The organism is Planobispora longispora (genome assembly GCF_016863135.1).
Classification (GTDB): domain Bacteria; phylum Actinomycetota; class Actinomycetes; order Streptosporangiales; family Streptosporangiaceae; genus Planobispora; species Planobispora longispora.
Genome location: NZ_BOOH01000085.1, coordinates 1 through 5,524 on the forward strand (window position 1 = coordinate 1; position 5,524 = coordinate 5,524).

6 protein-coding genes and 1 pseudogene are annotated in these 5,524 nt (G+C 70.1%); 5 read left to right on the top strand and 2 right to left on the bottom strand.

Annotated elements, in window-relative coordinates; translation table 11 throughout:
- Positions 1-339: 339 nt before the first annotated feature.
- The 5 genes from Plo01_RS39610 to Plo01_RS39630 all read left to right on the top strand — a co-directional run bounded on the left by Plo01_RS39610 (position 340) and on the right by Plo01_RS39630 (position 4,068).
- Positions 340-867: a flavodoxin family protein gene (locus Plo01_RS39610; protein ID WP_203895960.1), complete on the top strand. Its 528-nt coding sequence runs from the start codon at positions 340-342 to the stop codon at positions 865-867.
- A 187-nt stretch (positions 868-1,054) separates the two neighbouring features.
- Positions 1,055-2,044 carry a WD40 repeat domain-containing protein gene (locus tag Plo01_RS39615; RefSeq protein ID WP_203895961.1) on the top strand — a complete coding sequence of 330 codons (990 nt, stop codon included), beginning with the start codon at positions 1,055-1,057 and terminating at the stop codon, positions 2,042-2,044.
- A 195-nt stretch (positions 2,045-2,239) separates the two neighbouring features.
- The gene (locus Plo01_RS39620; protein ID WP_203895962.1) at positions 2,240-2,734 is read left to right on the top strand and encodes a transposase; all 495 of its coding nucleotides are present in this window, start codon (positions 2,240-2,242) and stop codon (positions 2,732-2,734) included.
- A 35-nt stretch (positions 2,735-2,769) separates the two neighbouring features.
- Positions 2,770-3,006, top strand: coding sequence for a hypothetical protein (locus Plo01_RS39625; RefSeq protein WP_203895963.1), 237 nt, complete (start codon positions 2,770-2,772; stop codon positions 3,004-3,006).
- A gap of 36 nt (positions 3,007-3,042) precedes the next feature.
- Positions 3,043-4,068, top strand: a complete 1,026-nt coding sequence (locus tag Plo01_RS39630; RefSeq protein WP_203895964.1) for an Acg family FMN-binding oxidoreductase — start codon at positions 3,043-3,045, stop codon at positions 4,066-4,068.
- 245 nt (positions 4,069-4,313) lie between these two features.
- Here the strand turns inward: Plo01_RS39630 and Plo01_RS40780 are convergent, their stop codons facing one another.
- Positions 4,314-4,904 carry a hypothetical protein gene (locus Plo01_RS40780; RefSeq protein ID WP_239317962.1) on the bottom strand — a complete coding sequence of 197 codons (591 nt, stop codon included), beginning with the start codon at positions 4,902-4,904 and terminating at the stop codon, positions 4,314-4,316.
- 257 nt (positions 4,905-5,161) lie between these two features.
- Positions 5,162-5,503 (bottom strand): annotated as a pseudogene (locus Plo01_RS40785) (glycoside hydrolase family 65 protein); the annotation flags it as partial.
- Between the last annotated feature and the right edge of the window lie 21 nt (positions 5,504-5,524).

The window sequence follows — 5,524 nt, forward strand, 5'->3', positions numbered from 1 at the left end:
CAGGCCCGCTGATGCGTGCCTGCCAGGAGCGGATGCTCCGGTTGTGCACCGGAAAGAACGGGCCCGGCCGGTTCCGCCGGCCGGAAGTGACCGCGGAGTCCGGCGGATTCCACCGCCGTGCTGAACGCGGGGACCGACGGTTCCACCGCTGTCCCGGCCGTTCCGTCGCCGATCTCCACACGCCGGGTCTTTGGTCCTCCGTCTGCGGACCATCGGCCCCTTCACCCGGGGATCGGCGGGCGAAACGCTGAGAGTGACCGCAGCCGGCGGATCCCGGCCCCGGAACTGGCCCCGGGACCCGCCGGCTGGAGAGCACCGGCGGACAAGGAGATGAGATCCATGCGCGCGCTCGTGGTCTACGAATCGATGTTCGGCAACACCCAGACGATCGCCCGGGCCATCGCCGACGGCCTGGCCACCCGCATGGCGGTGGACGTGGTCGAGATCGGCGCCGCCCCGGCGGCCGTCCCCGGCGATGTCGACCTGCTCGTTGTGGGCGGCCCCACGCACGCCTTCGGCATGAGCCGGCCCAACACCCGGCAGTCGGCCGTCCAGCAGGCGACCTCCGGCCTGGTCTCGAAGGGGCAGGGCATGCGCGAGTGGCTCACCGCCCTGCCCGGCGGCGCCCCGCGGGCGGCCGCCGCGGCGTTCGACACCCGGGTCAAGATCCCCCTGATCCCCGGCGCGGCCCGGCGCGGCGCCGAAAAACTCCTGCGCCGGAAGGGCTTCCCCATTCTCACCGGCTCGCAGAGCTTCTACGTCTCCGGCACCCCCGGCCCCCTGCTGGAGGGGGAGACGGAGCGGGCCCGTTCCTGGGGTGTGGCGCTGGCCACGGCACAGGAGACCGGCATGCACCAGTTCGCGTAGGAACCCGCCCGGCGTTGTGCCTAAGAGCTCCTGACAAAGCGGGCCCGGTGCGCCGTACCTGTAACGATTGCTTGCCGCATGCACCAACCGGGGCGGTGAGGAGACGCCTGCTCAAGGCTCCCCGGTACAGTCCTTGACGTTTCTGATAGTTCGTGTCGGTTCGTCATTGTGCCCAGGAGAGCCCGTTGTGACCAATAGCAAGCTTCCCGCGGTGAGCGCGCTGGGAACCGCTTCTCTGCAGGGGTGCCCCATCGCGGTAGCCGGCTACACCGACGGCGCGTTGCGCTGGTGGGATCTGGATACGGGCCGCCCGCGCGGCCCCCGGATGGCCGGTCATTCCCACTGGGTGAGGGAGGTGGTGGCCACCGAGCTCGACGGCCGCCCCGTCATTGTGAGCGCCGGTGGCCAGACGGTACGTGTCTGGGATCTTGAGACAGGCACCCTGATAGGAGAGCCGGTCTCGGGCCATCAGGCGCGGCTGATCACGGTCACCGATCTCGGTGAGGGCCCGATGGTGCTGCTGCTATCGGATGCCGGACCGTTCGGACGGTTGTCCGGCTGGGATCTGGCCACCGGCGAACTGGAACTGGGGCCTTTGAGCGACTGGGCTCAGACCGCGGCGATATTCGAGCATGATGAGGAGATATACGCCGTCATCGAGGGAGATGACGGCGACCGGATGGTCCTTCGAGTCTGGAACCTGGACACCGGTGATCCGGTCGGCCCGCCGCTGGCAGGCGGTGAGGTCGCGGGCATCGTCAAACGAGCGCCCGTGAGCCTCACCGAACTCGGCGGCCGGATGGTGCTGGTCTCCGGTGCCGGAGCCGAGGGAGCGGTGCGAATCTGGGACGTGACCGTCGGCACACTGGTCCACGATCCGTTCACCGGCCACACCGATCAGGTGACTGCGGTGGTCGTTGTCAAGCTTCAGGATGGACGGTCGGCCATCGTCAGCGCCGGGCACGACTCGACCGTGCGCGTGTGGGACCTGCTCGCAGGCGCGATGGTCGGTCCACCGTTGACCGGCCATCGCGGGACGGTCATGACATTGGCCACGGCCGAACTCGATGGGCGCGTGATGGTGGTCAGCGGCGGTAGAGATGGTGACCTACGTGTCTGGGATCCGTCCGCAGGCACGCTGCACGCCGTCACCCAGGAGGGGCCGACGGGCAAGTAAGAGCTCCCAGCGGAATTCGGGTCAGTGCTGGAGCACCCCCTGGCTACACCAGCCAAGCCACCCACGCCATACCCCATTTTGTTAAGGGCTCTAAGAGGGCGGTCCGCGAGCTGATGCCCGTGATGTCCTAATGTGGTTAGGCGGATATTTAGCGTTACCCCTGGCTGGCAGACTCGGATGTGCTGGGATGACCGGGTGGGCGAACGCAAGCCGTACCCCAGCGACGTGTCCGACGAACAGTGGGCGCTGATCGAGCCGGTGCTCACAGCATGGAAGGCCGCGCACCCGTCGGTCAGCGGTCACGAGGGCACCTACGCGATGCGCGAAATCATCAACGCGATCTTGTATCAGGGCCGGACCGGCGTCCAGTGGGAGTACCTGCCCCACGACCTGCCACCCAAGAGCGCGACGTACTACTACTTCGCCAAGTGGCGCGACGACGGCACCGCCCAGGTGATCCACGACCTGCTGCGCTGGTATCTGCGGGAGAGCAAAGGACGAAAGGCCGATCCGAGCCTGGTCGTGCTGGACACCCAGAGCGTGCACGCCGCGGCATCCTCATCGAGACCGAGCCGGGCTTGTTCACTCAGCCGCGCCCGTAGTCCGGCGACGATTCTCCGACCAGTGCGTCTTGCTCAATCCCAGCGGCGAAGGGGACATCAACTCGCGAACCGCCCTCTAAGAGGGTAGAGCGCTGGCGGAAGCCTGGCGCCCCGCTGAAGCGATTGTTACGCCGAGACCGCCGGACGGTGGCCTTCGCCGGGTACGTGCTCTACGTCGCGGGTGAGTTCGTCGAGGCGCTCGAGTTCTGGCGGTCGATCTCGCCTTTCCAGCAGGCGCTGGAGGGCGGGCCGCTGGGCGCGGGGTTGTCTGTCGTCTACGCCTGGATGGTGCTGGCGCCGCTGGTGCTGTTGGCGGCGGCCGTGCCCGTGTTCGATCGCCGGGACATCGTGACCGCCTGAGGGGGCAGTGAAACCGTCGGATCCGGGAGGTGGGTCATGCGTAGCAGTGACGAGATCGGCAAGGCGGTGCACGCCGCGGTCGAGGCGGCCGCCTGGGCGCCTTCGGTGCACAACACCCAGCCGTGGTCTTTCGTCGTCTCCGGCGAGGAGATCAGCGTGCGTTTCGACAGCGACCGTCGGCTGGCGGTGGAGGACCCGGCCGGTAGGGAGATGCTCATCAGCTGTGGAGCGGCGCTGTTCAACGTGCGGCTGGCGCTGGGGGAGATGGGCTATGAGCCGGTCGTGCGCATTCTGCCCGACCCCGACCGGCGGGCGCTGCTGGCCACCGTGCGCCTGGGCTCAGCCGTGGCGGCCGGGGCGGCCGGTGAGCACATCCGGCTGCTGCATGCCCAGATCGAGCGGCGCCGCACCCATCGCGGTGACTTCACCGGCGAGGAACTGCCCGAGCGGTTCGTTGAGGCGGTGTGCGGTCAGGCCGCCGCCGAGGGGGTGCGGTTGACGCCGGTGCGTTCGGCGGCCGGGGTGCGGGTGCTGGCGGCCCTGACTCGGGCTGCTCAGGAGGTCCAGGCCCAGGATCAGGGTTTTTCGCTGGAGGTGTTGCGCTGGTCGCGCTCGCCGGACAGCAGGCGGCGCGATGGTGTGCCTGCCGATGCCTACCCGCATGAGGCCGGGCCCGGCGGTGATGCCTCCTTCGCCCAGCGCGACTACGTCCACGGCCGGCCTTGGGGCTATGAGCCGCCCGAACGGCCGGAGCCGCCGGAGCCACCGGCCGAGACCGGCTCGCCCGGTGTGGTGGCGTTGCTGACCACCGCCGGGGACGAGCGCGAGCACTGGCTGGCCGCCGGGCAGGGGTTGCAGCGGGCGCTGTTGTTCGCCTCGGCCTACGGTGTGCGCGCGACCTTCCACACCCAGGCGCTGGAGCTGGATCAGCTGCGGGAGTTCATCCGCGGGCGGTTGTGTTCGGGGGAGTATCCGCAGATGCTCATGCGGTTGGGCGTCACTTCGGAGGAGGCCGGGAGCATGCGGCGGCCGCTCACCGAGATCCTCGACGAGCGGTCGTAAGATTCCAGATGCCCGTGGCGTGGCAAGGCCCCGGGACTCCAGGCGGTGAGGTTCCGGCGGTGTGAGGGACGGAGGCGTATGAGGGGCTGGGGTGTGTGAGGGCCTGGCATAAGAAGCCGGTGGAAGGGGCTCGGACGGGCCGGTTCAGCGGGCCGGGACGAGTGCGTCGTGCTCCTGCTCCCGGCGGGCGAAGAAGTGCTCGGCACCGCGCCCGAGTTCGGCGCGTCGGCCGTACACGGTGACGGTCAGGTGTTCGGGGCCGTCGTCGGCGCGACTGACCCGTACCCCGTCGCGTCCCACGCCGATGGACAGCCAGGCGCCGTGTTGTCCAGGCCGGGGGAGGGCGCGCCGGGGTAGCTCTCGTGGTACTCGTCGGGGCCCATGACGCCGCGGATCTCGTAGCGGCCCGACACCGGATCGAGGGTGGCCAGCGAGGCGAAGAAGCGGGCGATCTCCACCAGCATCTCCGCCCCGGCCTCGGCGAGGAACGCGATGTCACCGGTGGCCGCGTGGTAGTGCCACACGTTGTAGGCGATGGCCAGCCCGACGTGCCGCTGCAGGTGCGAATGGTCGGGCAGCCAGTGCCCGGAGGCGGGGTTGAGGTGCAGCGTCTGGGTCTGCTCGGTGCCGTCGCTGCCGCTCTGCCAGGGGAACATGGCGCCGGCGAAGCCCGCGGCGCGCGCGGCCGCCCTGGCCTCGGGCAGCCGTCGCCATCGGTAACGCAGCAGGCCGCGTGTGATGTCGGGGAAGCACAGGCTGAGCCAGGACAGCACGAACAACTCGTCCCAGAACACGTGCCCCCGGTAGGCCTCGCCGTGCAGGCCGCGCGCGGGCACGCCCGCGTCCAGGTCGGCGGTGTGCGGGGAGAGCGTCTGCAGCAGGTGGAAGACGTGCAGGTGAACGGTGCGCGCGACCCGCGGGCCGTTGACGTCGAAGCGGGCACGGCGCCACAGGCCGCTCCAGGCCGTCCGGTGCCGGTCGAGCAGTTCGCCGAAGCCGGGGGCGCGCCGTATCGTCCGGAGGGCGGCCGAGGTTCGGCGGTGAAGACGGTCCCCAGCGCGGCCAGGTGCGGGTCGGCCATGGACACCAGGCGGCGCTGCCGGACCGCGGTGACGCGGCCGTGCTCGTCGCGGTACCGCAACGTCCGGTGCAGCACGCCGTGGCGCAGGTCCAGCTCCTGGCGGTAGTCCAGCAGGTCCGCCGCTCCCGGGTGGAACCAGGTGGTGCCGGGGGTGGCGAAGGTCAGCGGCAGCCAGTTGGGCAGGTTCACGATGTCCTCGTTGCCCACGGTGCGTCCGGCCACGGTGGAGTCGAGGCGGTCGAAGCAGCCGGCCACGTAGGTGCCCGGGTAGTGCACGCCGTCGGCCTCGGCCTCGGGCGCCGCCCCCCGGGTGGCGAAGTAGCCGTTGCCCAGCGTGCACAGCGCCTCGCTCAGCCCCTCGCCCGCCGGGTCGAA

Excerpts from the sequence above, each read along its gene's own strand:
- Plo01_RS39610 (WP_203895960.1), top strand. The coding sequence starts at position 340 with ATGCGCGCGCTCGTGGTCTACGAATCGATGTTCGGCAACACCCAGACG.
- Plo01_RS39630 (WP_203895964.1), top strand. The coding sequence starts at position 3,043 with ATGCGTAGCAGTGACGAGATCGGCAAGGCGGTGCACGCCGCGGTCGAG.